Origin of the sequence: Kitasatospora sp. NPDC058444, from assembly GCF_042721415.1 — a bacterium.
GTDB lineage: Bacteria > Actinomycetota > Actinomycetes > Streptomycetales > Streptomycetaceae > Kitasatospora.
Genome location: NZ_JBHXLL010000001.1, coordinates 225794 through 239505, shown reverse-complemented (window position 1 = coordinate 239505; position 13712 = coordinate 225794). Strand labels below are relative to the sequence as shown.

Here is a 13712-nt window from a genome sequence, read left to right as displayed (position 1 = left end):
ACCTGTCGTTTCCGCAGGTCGGAGGGCCCTCGTGAAGCCAGGGGCGGAAGAGCAGGCCTGTACGCCGGGTTCTGTCTCCCGGGTTGCTCGCGCGGCCCGGGGAGGCGGCCATCCATCTAGGGCTGCCGTTGCCGACAGCCTCGTGCGGTCCACCCGCGGACTCGGGCGAGCAGCCTTCAAACGTCCGCGCACGGCGCCCGAGGGCGCCGATCTTGACCTTGCTCCAGGTGGGGTTTACCTAGCCGGCCGGGTCACCCCGGTCGCTGGTGGTCTCTTACACCACCGTTTCACCCTTACCCACCACGTGAAGCGGTGGGCGGTCTGTTTTCTGTGGCACTGTCCCGCGGGTCACCCCGGGTGGGCGTTACCCACCACCCTGCTCTGTGGAGCCCGGACGTTCCTCGGCGGGTCTGGGACCCGTCGCGACCGCCCGGCCGGCTCTTCCGCCGTAGTGGTCATCGTAGCCGCTCGGGCGGCGCCTCCCGTACACCGGACCGGACGGTGGGCGGCTCGGCGCCGAGGCGGGCGGCCACCCGGGCGGCCGTCGCGCTCGCCCAGGCGGTGGTGGTGACCAGGCCCAGGACGAGGACGGCGGCGCCGAGGCCGACCAGGATCCACCAGCCTGCGTGGCTGGCCTGCGCGAAGCCGGTCGCCACCGGCCCGACCACGGCCGCGGTGACGACCGTGCCGATCACCGCCACGCCCAGCGACTGGCCGATCTGGCGGCTGGTCGAGGCCACCGCGGCCGCCACGCCCGCCTGGGCGCGCGGCATGCCGGACACGGCGGCGTTGGTGGTCGGCGCGTTCACCATGCCGAAGCCGAAGCCGAACAGCCCGTACGCGACCAGCAGCAGGGCGGGTGGGGAGTCGGCCGCGAGCCGGGTGAGCAGCAGCCCGCTCGCGGCGAGGCCGAGCCCGGCCGCGACCAGCGGCAGGCGCGGGCCCCGGCTCGCGACGATCCGTCCCGACAGCGGCGCGCAGACCAGCATCATCCCGGCCATCGGCAGCGTCCACAGGCCGGCCTCGACCGGGCCGTAGTGGCGGACGTCCTGGAGGTAGAGGGTGTTGAGGAAGAGGAAGCCGCCGAGCGCGGCGAAGGCGCAGACCGCGGTGACGGTGGCGCCGGTGAACGGCGCGCTGGCGAAGAAGCGGGGGTCCACCAGCGGCTCGGCCACCCGGCGCTCCCAGAGCGGGAAGGCGATCAGCGCGGCGACGGCGGTGGCGGCCAGCGCGAGGATCAGCGGGGAGGTCCAGCCGTTGGCCGGGCCCTCGATGATCGCGGCGGTGCCGCAGCCGAGCAGCACGACCATCAGCAGCTGCCCGACCGGATCCAGCCGGCGCGGCCGGGGCGCCCGGGACTCGGGCACGAAGCGGGCGGTCAGCGCGATGGCGGCGAGCGCCACCGGAACGTTGATCAGGAAGATCGACGGCCAGCCCGCACCGTCCACCAGGAAGCCGCCGAGCAGGGGGCCGAGCGCCATCGAGATGCCGACCACCCCGCCCCAGACGCCGATCGCCCGGGCCCGTTCCCCGGGGTCGGTGAAGGTGTTGGTGATGATCGACATCGCCACCGGGTTGAGCATCGAGCCGCCCACCGCCTGGAGCGCCCGGAACGCCACCAGCCAGCCCAGGCTCGGCGCCTGGCTGCACAGCAGCGAGCCGAGCGCGAAGCAGACCAGGCCGGTCTGGAAGACCCGGCGGCGGCCGAAGCGGTCGGCCACCGAGCCGAACAGCATCAGCAGCGAGGCCAGCACCAGGGTGTAGGCGTCGATGATCCACTGGAGCCCGGACGCCGGGGCGCCCAGGTCCCGCTGGATCACCGGCAGGGCGATGTTCACCACGGTGTTGTCGAGGCCGACGATGAACAGGCTCAGGCAGCAGATCGCCAGGACGAGCAGACGGCGGCGGGGCCCGAGCGCGGGCCCGGGAGCGGGCGCGGGCGCGGGCAGGGCGGCGGCGCGGGGCTGGGGGTCGGGCACGGACCGATCCTCCCACCGCGCGGTGGCCCGGGGCGGGTTGGCGGCGCGTCCGGGTGGCGCAGTCCTCCAGCGGGGGCGACGGCAGGGGTGCGGCCAGGAGACGGGGGCCGGGCGGCGGCCGCGGGGTGTGCGCGGCCGGCGCAGTAGGGTTGCGGGGTTCGTGTGCCACAGATTGTCGAGGAGTCCGCTGTGCTGGTGCTTTTGCCGCCCTCGGAGGGCAAGGCCGGGTCCGGCGACGGCGGGCCGGTGGCGCTGGAGCGGCTGTCGCTGCCCGGGCTGGCCGCGGCGCGCGGTGCGGTGCTGGACGCGTTGGTGGGCCTGTGCCGGGGCGACGAGGACACCGCCGCCGAGGTGCTCGGGCTCTCCCCCGGTCTGCGCGGCGAGATCGCCAAGAACGCCGGACTGCCGACGGCCGGGGCCCGCCCGGCGGGCGAGGTGTACACCGGGGTGCTGTTCGACAACCTCGGCCTGGCCACCCTGGACGCCGTCGCGTACGACCGGGCCGAGCGCTCGCTGCTGGTCTTCTCCGGTCTCTGGGGCGCGGTGCGGATCTCCGACCGGATCCCGTCCTACCGCTGCTCGATGGGCGTGAAGCTCCCCCGGCTGGGGGCGCTCGGCGCGTACTGGCGGAGTGCGATGGCCCCCGTGCTTCCGGAGGTCGCGGACGGGCTGGTGCTGGACCTGCGCAGCTCCGCGTACGCGGCGGCCTGGCGGCCGGCCGGCGAGGTGGCCTCCCGGACCGCGACCGTCCGGGTGCTCCAGGAGCGCAACGGCAAGCGCACCGTGGTCAGCCACTTCAACAAGGCGACCAAGGGGCGGATCGTCCGGGACCTGCTGGTCACCGGCGCCGAGCCGAAGAACCCCGAGGAGCTGATGGACGCGCTGCTGGAGCTGGGCCACCGGGTGGAGCTCGCGGCGGAGGGCACCGCCCGCAAGCCGTGGCAGCTGGACGTGGTGGTCACCGAGGTGCACTGAGATGCACTGTGGTGCACCGAAGTGCACCGAGGTCCACCGACCGGCTGCCCCGGCCGGGTCAGCGCAGGTGCGAGGTGTCGTTGAGCAGCCGCAGCGAGGCGTTGCCGTCCGCGTAGTACTGGACGGCGCAGATCGAGGCGGCGGACAGCTCCATCCGGTACATCGAGTCCGGCGGGGCGCCGAGCGCCAGCCGGACCAGGGTCTTGATCGGGCTGACGTGCGAGACCACCAGCACGGTCTTCCCCGCGTACCGGGCGAGGATCTTGTCCCGGGCGACGCCGGCCCGGTGGGTGAGCGTGGTGAAGCTCTCGCCGCTGCCGGTCGGCTTGGCCTTGGCGGAGCCGAGCCAGGCGGTGAGGTCGTCCGGGTAGCGCTCCCGCACCTCGGCGAAGGTCAGGCCCTCCCAGTCGCCGAAGTCGACCTCGCGCAGCCCGTCCTCGTACCGGACCTCCAGGCCGAGCCGTTCGGCGACGGTCTCGGCGGTCTGCCGGGTGCGGCGCATCGGGGAGGCGACGACCGCCTGGACCGTGCCGCGCGCGGCCAGCGCCTCGGCGGCCCGCTCGGCCTGCCAGCGGCCCTTGTCGGAGAGCTCCGGGTCGCTGCCGCCGCTGCCGGAGAAGCGCTTCTCCGGGGTGAGCGGGGTCTCGCCGTGGCGCAGCAGGACGAAGGTGGTCGGGGTGCCGAGGTCGGCCGGGGCGGCCCAGCCGGCCTTGGGGGCGGCGGTCTCCAGCGGCGGTTCCTCGACGGCGGCCGCCGGCTTGCGGGGCTCCCACTGGCGCCCGGCCTTGCCCGCGTCCATCGCCTCGTTGGCCAGCCGGTCGGCGTCCTTGTTCCGCTCGCGCGGGATCCAGGTGTAGGTGACCCTGGAGCGCGGGAAGACGGTGCGCGCCTCGGCGGCGAGCGGCTGCATGTCGGGGTGCTTGATCTTCCAGCGCCCGGACATCTGCTCGACGACCAGCTTGGAGTCCATCCGGACGTCCACCGAGGCGTCCGGGTCCAGCGCGCGGGCCGCCCTGAGCCCGGCGATCAGTCCCTTGTACTCGGCCACGTTGTTGGTGGCGTGGCCGATGAACTCGGCGGCCTCGGCGACGATCTGCCCGGTGTCCCCGTCGCGGACCACCGCGCCGTAGCCGGCCGGCCCCGGGTTGCCCCGGGACCCGCCGTCAGCCTCGACGATGAAGCGCGCCGTCACCGGCTCAGACGCCCGAGTCGGAGGTGCGGACCAGGATCCGCGAGCAGTTCTCGCAGCGGACCACCTTATCGGCCGGCTCGGCCTTGATGGCGTTCAGCTCGGTGATGGAGAACTCGGTGCGGCAGCCCTCGCAGCGGCGCTGGTAGAGGCGGGCCGCGCCGACGCCGCCCTGGGTCTCGCGCAGCTTGGTGTAGACCTTCAGCAGGTCGGCCGGGATGACGGCGGCGACGGTCTCGCGGTCGCGCTTGACCTTGTCGGCCTCCCCGTCGATCTCGGCGAAGGAGGCGTCGCGGCGGCCCTCGGCCTCCTTGAGCACGACGGTGGAGTGCTCAAGGCGGGCGGACAGCTCCTCGACCCGGCTCTTGGCGCTCTCCTGGCGCTCCATGATCTCCAGCACGACGTCCTCCAGGTCGCCCTGGCGCTTGGCGAGCGAGCCGATCTCGTGCTGGAGGTTCTCCAGGTCCTTCGGCGAGGTGATCGCGCCGGAGTCCAGGCGCTGCTGGTTGCGGGCGGCACGGGAGCGGACCTGCTCGACGTCCTGCTCGGCCTTGGTCAGCTCGCGGGCGGTGTCGCCCTTCTGGGCCTCGGCGGCGACGACGAGGTCCTTGAGCGCGGTGTGGTCGGCGGTGGCCTTGTCGATCTCGGCGTGCTCGGGCAGGCTCCGGCGCCGGTGGGCCAGCTGGTCGAGCTTCGAGTCGATGGCCTGGAGGTCGAGCAGGCGGATCTGGTCGGCGGGCGCGGCGTTCAAGCGGAGAGCTCCTGTGAATCGGGTCAGGCGGTGAAGGACATGGGGGCGTGCGCGGTCCACGGGTCGGTGACCCGGTGGGAGACCTTGGTCTCCACGGCCCAGCCGCGCTTGTCGGCGGCGGCCAGCAGGGCCCGCTCGGCCAGGGTGAGCCAGGGCCACTCGGTGGCCCAGTGGGCGGCGTCGAGCAGTGCGACGGGCGCCGCCTCGGCGGCCTCGGAGGCCGGGTGGTGACGCAGGTCGGCGGTCAGATAGGCGTCCACGCCGGCCGACCGGACGTCGGCGAGGAAGCTGTCGCCCGAGCCGCCGCACACCGCGACCCGGCTGACCAGCCGGTTCGGGTCGCCGGACACGCGGACGCCGGCGGCGGTGGCGGGCAGGCCCTTCGCCACCTGCGCGGCGAAGGCGGAGAGGGGCAGCGGGGGCTCCAGCAGGCCGATCCGGCCGCTGCCGCGGCGGCCCAGCGGGTCGGTCGGGTCCGGCACCAGCGGGCCGGTGACCTTCAGGCCCACCGCCTCGGCGAGCGCGTCCGAGACGCCGGGGTCGGCGTGGTCGGCGTTGGTGTGGGCGACGTGCAGGGCGATGCCGTTGGTGATCAGGGTGTGCACCACCCGGCCCTTGAAGGTGGTGGCGGCGACGCTGGTGGTGCCGCGCAGGTAGAGGGGGTGGTGGGTGACCACGAGGTCGGCGCCCCACTCCACGGCCTCGTCGACGACCGCCTGGACGGGGTCGACGGCGAACAGCACGCGGTTGACCTCGGCCTGAGGGTCTCCGCAGACCAGGCCGACGGCGTCCCAGGACTCCGCCCACTGCGGCGGGTAGACCTCTTCGAGCGCGGTGATGACGTCGGACAGTTTCGGCACCTGTCGAGACTACCGTGCGCGCGGGGGCGGTCGGGCCTCGGCCGTTCGGCGGGCTGCCGGGGAATTCGTCGCGGCTGTTCGGACGCGGGAGCTGTGGGCGTACGGGTGCGCGTCAATCGTCGACGGGAGGCGCCCGACGGGGCCCGCGCGCTCCGTACGCGGCCGCACGCCTGGCGTCCGTTACTCACAGCAGGGGTCTCGTACGAATTCGAAACCATGCCTTGATCACCCTTACGAGTGAAGTGACCGGCTCTGCGTTGAGGCTTCGGTTGGCTCGAAAGTAACTTCACTCCTGCGAACGGGAGTTGCCCCGGCGCCAGCCGCGACAGGAGTCGGGCGGCGGCCGCGCCGGGCCGGACGGGATCCGGGCGAGCGCTCCCGCGCCGGGGCGGCACCGCCGCTCCCTCCGGGAAGACCGATCAGGCCGGGCCGTGGCCCGGGTGCCTCGAGCAGTGGGCACCCGGGGCGGTGGCCGGGACGAAGGGATGTGGTGGCGAATGGGAGCGGGCACATCGCTGCGTACGGCCGGTAAGAGGGGATCGGTCGCACCCGGACCGGCCGCGGCGGGTTCGTGGCCGGAGGCGACGCGGGCGGCACCGACCGGTGCCGGAGGCCGGGGAGACGGCGGTGACCGGGACGTCACCGGCGGCGGCCTCCGGCGCGCGGCCGGGCCGCCCGCGTCCGCGCCCCCGGAGCCGCACGCCGTCGGGCCGGTCGGGCGGGTCGAGCCGGTCGGGCGGGTCGGACGGGAGGGCTCCGCCTTCCCGGTGCAGGAACGAATCGCCGGGCGGCCCCCGAGCGGCCCGGGGACCACCCGGCCGCGGCGCGACGGCACCCCCGGGGTGAGTGGAGCATGAACGTGGCCACCCGGACCGTGACCCAGGCCCTGCGCCGGCTGGGCTTCGCCTTCGCCGCCGACGGCGGCCACGCCGCCTGCCTCGCCTCCTCCGCCGACAGCGGCTGGTACGTGGAGAGCTGGCGGCTGCCGCAGGACGGCGGCCCGGCCGTACCGACCCCGCTGCCGCTGCCTGGCAACCGCTCGGAGAGCCCGCGCTCGCAGCTGGTCCCCTTGTCGGACGGCTCGGTGCTGATCTGCCGGCACGACGGCGAGCGGCACGACCTGGTCCGCCTGGCGCCCGGCGAGGGCTCCACCGCGGAACAGCACGCGGGCGCGCTGCGGATGGCCGGACTGCGGGTGCTGCCGCTCCCGACCCGGGCCGGGGCCGGCCCGCGGCCGCCGGTGGCGGTCGCCCTCGGCAGCGACACCCGCCCGGCGACCACCGTCTGGCTCGTACGCGCGGACGGCGGCGAGCCCGAGCAGGTCGCCGAGATCCCGGGGCTGCACGGCGGCGGCACCTGGCTGGACCGTACGGGCACGCTGCTCGCGCTGGACCGGGTGAACGCGGGCCTGGTCCGCAGCGTGGTGCTCGACCTGCGCACCGGCTCCACCACCCCGCTGCTGGAGATCGGCCCGGACAGCAACGACCGCCTGGTGCTGTTCGACCCGGACAGCCGCTTCGCGATGGTGCGCAGCGACGCGCCCGGCGCCGACCGGCTCGGCTGGGGCGTCCTCGGATCCGGGGAGCCGCTGCGGTTCCCGGAGTGCCTGCACGTCGCGGGCATGCTCCTGCGGCCGGTGGCGCTCCGGGTGGCGGCGGACGGCCCGGGGGTCGCGGTGCAGATCGACCACGGCGCGGGCTCGGCCCTCGCACTGTGGCGGCCCTCGGCCGGGCGGCTGGACCCGCTGCCGGTGCCGCCCGGGCGGCTCGGCGCGGTCGGCCACTGGGGCGAGGCGGGGCTGCGGCTGCCGTACTCCTCGCCCGACCATCCGGCGGCGCTGGCCACCCTGGACGTCGACGCGCTGCTGGCGCACGGTCCGCTCCCGGCCGCCTCCGGGCCGACGCCGCTGCCGCTACGACTCGCACCGCTGGCCTCGGGGCTGCCCGGGCCGTGGCGGGACACCATCCTGCCCTGGCAGCCCGGCGGGGTGCGCCCGGTGCTGACCGAGCCACCCGGCTGGCGGCTGGACGGCAGCACCGCGCCCGGCGACGGCGGCCGCTGGCAGCCCGCGCAGAGCCTCGAACTGGCGGGCCCGGCAGGCCCGTTGGAGGCCGTGGTGTACGGCGGGGACGCCTGGCTGAGCAGTCCGCACCTGGTGCTGGCGCTGCACGGCGGCCCGGCGGACGCCTGGCGGCTGGAGTTCGACCCGGCGCTGCAGCGGATGGCCGCCGAGGGCCTGGCGGTGGTCGCGCCGAACCAGCGCGGCTCCACCGGCTACGGCGTGCCGCACGCGCTGGCCATCCGGGGCGCCTGGGGCGGTCCCGACCTGGACGACGTGCTGCACCTGCTGGACGGCATCGCGGGCCAGCGCGCCGCCCTCGGCCTGGAGCCGCCGGCCCTCTTCGGGGTCAGCTACGGCGGCTTCCTGGCGCTGCTGGCGGCCGCGCACGCGCCGGCCGAGCAGGTCTCCCGCTGCGCGGTGGTCGCGCCGTTCCTGTCCGGCGCCCGGCTGCTGGCCGAAGCTGCGCCGCCCGTAGGGGCGTTGACCACCCGCCTGGGCGGCGGCGAGCCGATCGCCGACGCCCGCGGCCCGCGCGACGTCCTGCAGCTCGCGCACCGGCTGAGCGCCCCGCTGCTGATGGTGCACGGCAACCGGGACGAGGTCGTACCGGTGAGCCAGTCCCGGTCGCTGCGGCACGAGCTGCTGCGGATCGGCCGGATCGAGGGCGAGGACTTCCGGTACGTGGAGGCGGCCGGGGCCGGGCACGAGGTACTCGCGGACGAGGGCGCCGCCGTCCTGCACGAGCTGCTGGCCACGTTCCTGCGGACCGGCCGTCCGGGCTGATCCGCCGCCCGGCGCGGCCTCGGCCCGCCCGGCAGCCCCGCGGCGGCCCCGCACTGGGCGATCCGGGTGAACTCGCCGCGGGTGGGCACCGATTGTCGGACCTTGGTACGGACCTGCCGGGCGCCCGCCCCGGGCCGCCGTACCGGTGGGCCGCCGGCCCGGTTCAGGGCCCCGGACCAGCACGGGACCCGCGTCATGATCTCGATAGGATCTCGTCCGTTCCGGCCGTTATGGTGGCCGGGGCACGGGCCGCGATCACCGGCTACGGGCGCGTACCGAGCGCCCGATCGGGGCCCCGACCGTGCGCCACCGGCGCCGGCCGGGCGCCGATGACCTGCACCCTCCGCACGGAAAAGACGAATCTCATGTCCGACACCCTCACCGACACCACCGGACCCGCGGTTACCGGGACCGACGCCGACGAGAAGACGGCCAAGGACACCGCGTCGCACGGCCGCCACCGCGGTGGCACCGCCGCCGACGACAGGCCGGAGACCGACCCGCACGGCCGCCACCGCGCGGCCGGCGCGCGGGGCTGACCGCAGCGGCGCCTCAGGGCGGCGCCGCGCCCGAGGGCCCGCCGGGAGGGCACGGACTCCCCCGGCGGGCCCTCGCCTTCCCCCCGGCCCGCGTTCGCCCCCGGCCCGCCCTCAGTCCATCGTCACGACCGTCCGCAGCGCCTCGCCGCTGCGCATCTGCGCGATCGCCTGGTTGACGTCCGCGAGCCCCACCCGGTGGGTGACCATCCCGTCGAGGTCGATCCGCCCGGCCCGCCAGAGGTCCACGACCAGTCCGATGGTGCGCGTCACCGTCGCCCCGCCGTACAGCGAGGGCAGCAGGCGCTTCTCGTTGAAGAACAGCTCGCCCATGGTGAACTGCGCGAGGTCGTCCTGCGCGCCCGCGCCGATGACCACCACCGCGCCGCCGCGCCGGGCGGCCTCGTAGCCGGCCCGAACGGTGGCCGCGCGGCCGACCGCCTCGAAGACGTAGTCGAAGCCGCCGCCGGGCAGCTTCCTGGCCGCCGCCTTCAGGTCCTCGGGCGCGATCGCCTCGGTGGCGCCGAAGGCCAGGGCGCGTTCGCGGCGCGAGGCCACCGGGTCGACGACGGTGATCCGGCCGGCGCCGCAGACCCGGGCGCCCTGCACGGTGGCCACGCCGACCCCGCCCGCCCCGATCACCGCGACGGAGGCACCGGGCTCGACCCGGGCGGTGTTCACCGCGGCGCCGACGCCCGTGGTCACCCCGCAGCCGATCAGCGCGGCGGCCTCGTACGGGAGGTCGGCGGGCACCTTGATGACGGCGTTCGCCGCGACCACGACCTCCTCGGCGAAGGCCCCGGTGCCGTAGAAGCCGGAGGCGTCCAGCCCGCCCTCGGCGATCCGGAACCCCGGGGCGCCGAGGCCGCGCAGGCTGGCGATGCACAGGTGGCCGCGGTCCCGGCGGCAGTGGTCGCAGCGGCCGCACGGGGCCATCCAGCAGAGCACCACCCGGTCGCCGGCGGCGAGGCCGGTGACGCCCTCGCCGACCTCCAGCACGTCCCCGGCGCCCTCGTGCCCGGGGACGAACGGCGCGGGCTGCGGCAGCACGCCGCTCATCGCGGAGAGGTCCGAGTGGCAGAGGCTGGCGGCGCGCATCCGGACCCGTACGGTGCCCGGTCCGAAGCCGACGGCCGTGACGTCCTCGCGGACGTCGAGGGTCTCCTGGCCGGTCTTGTGCAGGACGGCTGCGCGCATGGTGCTGCTCCCGGGGTGCCTGGTGTTCCTCGGATCGGCGGTCGCGCCGATTCTGGCACGGGCGGCGCGGCACGACGAGAACGCGTTCCACCGACCACGGGCCGATGGAACCGGGCCGCCCCGGCACCGCCGCCCCCGCTACCGTCGAGTAGGGTCCGTGCACGTCCGTCCGCGTCCCGACCCCGAGGAGCACCCCATGTCCGACCTGCTGCTGAGCGCCGAACCGGCGCCCGAGGTGCTGGCGGCGTTCGAGGGGGCCACCGGGTTCATGCCGGTGGACGAGGGTCTCGCGCTGTACGCGGCGGCGGTGGCGGCGGCGCGGGGCACCGGGCTGCCGGTGCTGGAGATCGGCACGTACTGCGGGCGGTCGGCGATCCTGCTCGCGGCGGCGGCCCGGGAGGCCGGGACGGTCGCGCTGACCGTCGACCACCACCGCGGCTCCGAGGAGCAGCAGCCCGGCTGGGAGTACCACGACCCGACGCTGGTCGACCCCGAGGTCGGGCTGATGGACACCCTGCCGCGGTTCCGCCGCGCCCTGCACGCCGCCGGGCTGGAGGAGCACGTGGTGGCGCTGGTCGGCCGCTCGCCGCGGATCGCCGCGCTGTGGGGACGCCCGCTGGGCCTGGTGTTCATCGACGGCGGGCACACCGACGAGCACGCGACCGGCGACTACGAGGGCTGGGTGCCGCACCTGGCGCCGGAGGGCCTGCTGGTGGTGCACGACGTCTTCCCGGACCCCGCGGACGGCGGCCAGGCCCCGTACCGGGTGTACCTGCGGGCGCTGGCCGAGGGCTTCGAGGAGATCTCGGTGACCGGCTCCCTGCGCGTCCTGCGCCGCACCGCCCGCTGAGGCCCGTCTCCTGAACCCTTCCCGCCGCCCCGCGCCGATGCTCTAACGTCGTGCCGGGGCTGTCGGGCGGGGGTTCGAACGGTACGGTGGCCGCGCAGCACCAGGCAGGGCGCAGAGCATCGGCGGACGGTGGGGGCCAGCAGCGACATGACGGACCAGCAGAACAGCGCTCCGGCGGTCTGGGACCCCACCGCGCGCGGCGGCGCCGGCGGCTGGGTGCGTGGCCCGCAGCGCCCGGCCGACCCCCAGCCCGCCCCCGGGGCACCCGCCGCCCCGGCCTCCGCCGCCGTGCCCCCACCGTCCGCGACCGAGCAGTCCGCCGCCCGCCCCGGCCCGATGGCCCCGCCGCCCGCACCCGGTGCCGTCGGCGACCAGGGCCCGCCGCTGGGCGCCCGCCCGTACCTGGCCGGCTCGCCCGGCTACGATCCGCCGACCGCCCGGCTGTTCCCCGGCGCCACCCCGCCGCCGCCGGCCGCCCCGCCGACCGCGCCGTTCCCCTCCCACGCGGGCGCGCAGGCCCCCGGGCACGACTACGTCCTGCAGCCGCCGGCCGCCCCGCCGACCGCGCAGCCTCCGTACGACGTCCAGGCCCCGCATGACGCCCAGGCCCCGTACGGCGCCGCCCAGCCCGCGTACGGCGCGCAGCCCCCGTACGGCGTCCAGCCCCCATACGGCGCCCAGCCCGACTATCCGACCGGCCACGGGGACGAGGAGGACCGTCCGGCCAACCGCAAGGCCCCGCTGCTGATCGGCTTCGCCCTGCTCCTGGTGCTGGCGATCGGCGGCGGGCTGCTGTTCGCCACCCAGGGCGGCGACAAGGACGGCCAGGCCGCGCCCGCCCCGGCCTCCGCCCCGGCGACCGGCGCGGACAACCCGCCGCCCGCCCCCGCGCCCACGGGTACGGACGGCGCGCCGAGCGCTGCCGCGAGCGCGTCCGGCTCGCCCACCGGCGCGCCGTCCCCGACCGCGACCGCCGCCGGCCCGGGCGCCCAGACCCAGGCCCAGGCGCTGGACAGCCTGCTCAGCGAGGGCGAGAACGCCAAGGCCCCGATCGGCAGTGCGGTCGCCAAGGTGACCAGCTGCCCGTCGAAGGCCGACATCGAGAGCGCCGCGCAGACCTTCGACAACGGCGCGAGCCAGCGGACCGCCCTGCTGGCCAAGCTCTCCCAACTGAGCGTCACGGACGTGCCGGGCGGCGCGGACGCGGTGAACTCGCTGAAGTCCGCCTGGCAGCTGTCGGCCGACATCGACAAGGCGTACGCGAGCTGGGCGCGCGCCGTGGCCGCCCAGGGGTGCACCGGCAGGGCCCCGGCCACCCAGGACAAGAAGCACGCCGACGAGCTCAACCCGCAGGCCACCCAGGCGAAGACGGACTTCATGAACAAGTGGAACCCGATCGCCAAGAACTACGGCCTGACTCCGCGCACCCAGGACAGGATCTGACCGACCCGTGACCGGTTCCGCCGCCCGACCGCCCCGCCGCTCCGCCCTGCTGCGCGCCACCACGGCCGCGGCGGTGGCCGTTCCCCTCTGCACGGCGGGCTGGTTCGGCTGGCGGGCCCTCGACCACTCCGGCCCGACGGGCGCGACGGCCCGGGCCACGGCGTCGCAGGCTCCTGCCTCGGCTTCGGCTCCTGCCTCGGCTTCGACGGCCACGGGCCAGCCAGGCGCCACCGGCACGCCCCTCACCCCTCCGGTCGCGCCGGCCCCCACCGACGGCGCGACCCCCGACGGCACCCCCCCGGCCGGCACCCCTTCGGCCGGCACCCCGGCCCCGCCCGCCGACCCGGCCACCGACCTGGCCGGCCGCACGATCCTGCTCGACCCCGGCCACAACCCCGGCAACTCCGCCCACACCGCCGAGATCAACCGCCAGGTGGACATCGGCAACGCCCGCAAGGAGTGCGACACCACCGGCACCGAGACCAACGCCGGCTACACCGAGGCCGAGTACACCCTGGACGTCTCCCGCCGGGCCCGCGCCATCCTGACCGCCCGGGGCGCCAAGGTGGTGCTGGTGCAGGACGGCGACCGCCCCTGGGGCCCGTGCATCGACGAACGCGCCCGCGCGGGCGCCGAGGCGCACGCCGATGTCGCGCTCTCGGTGCACGGGGACGGCGGTCCGGCGAGCGGCAGCGGATTCCACGTGATCATGCCCGCCAGGGTGGTGGCCGGAAAGGCGGACAACGCGGCGATCGTCGATCCCTCGCACCGGCTCGGCCTCCTGCTGCGCGAGCGGTTCCGCGCCGCGACCGGCGAACCGTACGCGGACTACATCGCCAAGGACGGCCTGGACACCCGCTCCGACCTGGGCGGCCTCAACCTCTCCACCGTCCCCAAGGTGTTCGTCGAGTGCGGTAACATGCGCAACTCGACGGACGCGAAGCGGATGACGGACCCTCAGTGGCGCCAGCAGGCGGCCCAGGGGATCGCCGACGCGCTGACCGCGTTCCTGACGACCCAAGAGAAGACCGAAGAGCGACGCGGGAGTTGAACCGCACACCCCCGGAGGACGACGCTCCGCCCGGAC

11 protein-coding genes and 1 other RNA gene are annotated in these 13712 nt (G+C 75.9%); 6 read left to right on the top strand and 6 right to left on the bottom strand.

Annotated elements, in window-relative coordinates; all coding sequences use genetic code 11:
- Nucleotides 1-44: 44 nt before the first annotated feature.
- Nucleotides 45-442: RNase P RNA component class A (gene rnpB, locus ACFWP2_RS01135), an RNA gene on the bottom strand.
- A gap of 13 nt (nt 443-455) precedes the next feature.
- Nucleotides 456-1949: an MFS transporter gene (locus tag ACFWP2_RS01130; protein ID WP_380447480.1), complete on the bottom strand. Its 1494-nt coding sequence runs from the start codon at nt 1947-1949 to the stop codon at nt 456-458.
- 219 nt (nt 1950-2168) lie between these two features.
- Between ACFWP2_RS01130 and yaaA the strand changes: the two genes are divergently transcribed.
- A complete protein-coding gene (yaaA, locus tag ACFWP2_RS01125; protein ID WP_380446974.1) occupies nt 2169-2954 on the top strand; it encodes a peroxide stress protein YaaA in 786 nt (261 codons plus the stop codon).
- 58 nt (nt 2955-3012) lie between these two features.
- On the opposite strand, the gene ACFWP2_RS01120 is transcribed toward yaaA, so the two are convergent.
- Genes ACFWP2_RS01120 through ACFWP2_RS01110 form a run of 3 tightly spaced genes read right to left on the bottom strand, consistent with a single transcriptional unit; the run spans nt 3013 to nt 5754 of the window.
- Nucleotides 3013-4146, bottom strand: coding sequence for a bifunctional RNase H/acid phosphatase (locus tag ACFWP2_RS01120; protein ID WP_380446971.1), 1134 nt, complete (start codon nt 4144-4146; stop codon nt 3013-3015).
- A 4-nt stretch (nt 4147-4150) separates the two neighbouring features.
- Nucleotides 4151-4894 carry a zinc ribbon domain-containing protein gene (locus ACFWP2_RS01115; protein ID WP_380446969.1) on the bottom strand — a complete coding sequence of 248 codons (744 nt, stop codon included), beginning with the start codon at nt 4892-4894 and terminating at the stop codon, nt 4151-4153.
- Nucleotides 4895-4917: 23 nt separating this feature from the next.
- Nucleotides 4918-5754 (bottom strand): Nif3-like dinuclear metal center hexameric protein, encoded by an 837-nt coding sequence (locus ACFWP2_RS01110; RefSeq protein WP_380446967.1) that lies wholly within the window; start codon nt 5752-5754, stop codon nt 4918-4920.
- Nucleotides 5755-6607: 853 nt separating this feature from the next.
- Between ACFWP2_RS01110 and ACFWP2_RS01105 the strand changes: the two genes are divergently transcribed.
- Together ACFWP2_RS01105 and ACFWP2_RS01100 are read left to right on the top strand one after the other, a co-directional pair.
- On the top strand, nt 6608-8599 hold the full coding sequence (locus ACFWP2_RS01105) for an alpha/beta fold hydrolase (protein WP_380446965.1): 1992 nt from the start codon (nt 6608-6610) through the stop codon (nt 8597-8599).
- Nucleotides 8600-8964: 365 nt separating this feature from the next.
- The gene (locus ACFWP2_RS01100) at nt 8965-9138 is read left to right on the top strand and encodes a hypothetical protein (RefSeq protein ID WP_380446963.1); all 174 of its coding nucleotides are present in this window, start codon (nt 8965-8967) and stop codon (nt 9136-9138) included.
- A gap of 111 nt (nt 9139-9249) precedes the next feature.
- Here ACFWP2_RS01100 and ACFWP2_RS01095 read toward each other — a convergent pair whose 3' ends face one another.
- Entirely contained in the window at nt 9250-10332 is a 1083-nt protein-coding gene (locus ACFWP2_RS01095; RefSeq protein ID WP_380446961.1) for an alcohol dehydrogenase catalytic domain-containing protein, read from the bottom strand.
- A 196-nt stretch (nt 10333-10528) separates the two neighbouring features.
- Here ACFWP2_RS01095 and ACFWP2_RS01090 point away from each other — a divergent pair, with 196 nt between their 5' ends.
- From ACFWP2_RS01090 to ACFWP2_RS01080, 3 genes are all read left to right on the top strand, one after another.
- Complete coding sequence (locus tag ACFWP2_RS01090) at nt 10529-11182, top strand: class I SAM-dependent methyltransferase (RefSeq protein WP_380446959.1); 654 nt, start codon at nt 10529-10531, stop codon at nt 11180-11182.
- 147 nt (nt 11183-11329) lie between these two features.
- Nucleotides 11330-12625, top strand: coding sequence for a hypothetical protein (locus ACFWP2_RS01085; protein WP_380446956.1), 1296 nt, complete (start codon nt 11330-11332; stop codon nt 12623-12625).
- A gap of 7 nt (nt 12626-12632) precedes the next feature.
- A complete protein-coding gene (locus ACFWP2_RS01080) occupies nt 12633-13676 on the top strand; it encodes an N-acetylmuramoyl-L-alanine amidase (protein WP_380446954.1) in 1044 nt (347 codons plus the stop codon).
- Nucleotides 13677-13712 lie beyond the last annotated feature (36 nt).